The 983-nt window shown below is 63.8% G+C and carries 1 protein-coding gene; it reads left to right on the forward strand.

Annotation, left to right across the window (positions count from 1 at the left end; all coding sequences use genetic code 11):
* The coding region (locus ACJMKX_RS17965) for a Calx-beta domain-containing protein (RefSeq protein WP_405228437.1) at positions 1-983 on the forward strand (983 nt) is incomplete at both ends.

Raw genomic sequence — 983 nt, forward strand, 5'->3', positions numbered from 1 at the left:
ATCCAGGATGACGATGATGCGCCGTCGCTCACTTCGGAAGCGGTCAGCGTGACGGAGGGAGATGCGGATAATGTCACTGCATCGTTCGAGCTAGTGCTCAGCGCTTCCTCTGCCCGCACGGTGACGGTGAGCTATGCCACCTTGGATGGCAGCGCCACCGCCGGCGAGGATTATCAGTCGGCGTCTGGTGATGTGACGTTTGCACCGGGCGAAACTCTGAAGACTGTAGAAGTGACAGTCCTCGGGGACGTGGTCGACGAAAGCGCCGAGACGTTCACGCTGGAGCTGAGCGGGGCGCAGAATGCGACTCTCGTTGATACCTCTGTTACGGCGACCATCGTGGACAATGACGGTGCTCCCAGCATCAGCATCGGCAACGTCACTGTGGTCGAGGACGCGGCGACTGTCACTTTCCCCGTCACGCTCTCCAACCCGGGCGCGAATCCTGTGACCGTGGACTACACGACCGTTGACGGCACGGCCACTGCCGGCGAGGACTACGAGGCCGTGGCCGCAACCCTGACTTTCGCTGCGGGGGAGACGGCCGGATCGGTGACAGTGACCATTGTCGACGATACTCTGGATGAGGATACGGAGTCTTTCTCGGTCACGCTGTCGAATGCCGGCAATGCGGATATCGCCGTGGGAACGGCGACGGCGACCATTAACGACAACGATAGTGCGGTGCGTATCGCGGTGGGCGACGCGAGTGTCACGGAGGGTGATACCGGCAGTGTGAACCTGGATTTCCCCGTCTCGCTCTCGGCGCCCAGCGGCCGCCCGGTTTCGGTGGGCTACGCCACCGTCGATGGCACTGCCACAGCGGGCGAGGACTACACCGGTGTCGCCGGGACCGTCGACTTCGCGCCCGGCGAGACCGCCGCGACGGTCACGGTAGTCGTGGTCGGGGACACGCTCGACGAGGTCGACGAAACGGTTACGCTCGCGGTCTCCAGCCCGGTCAACGCCGATCTGGGCGATGC

Origin of the sequence: Lentisalinibacter sediminis (assembly GCF_040706615.1) — a bacterium.
GTDB classification, from domain to species: domain Bacteria; phylum Pseudomonadota; class Gammaproteobacteria; order Steroidobacterales; family Woeseiaceae; genus Lentisalinibacter; species Lentisalinibacter sediminis.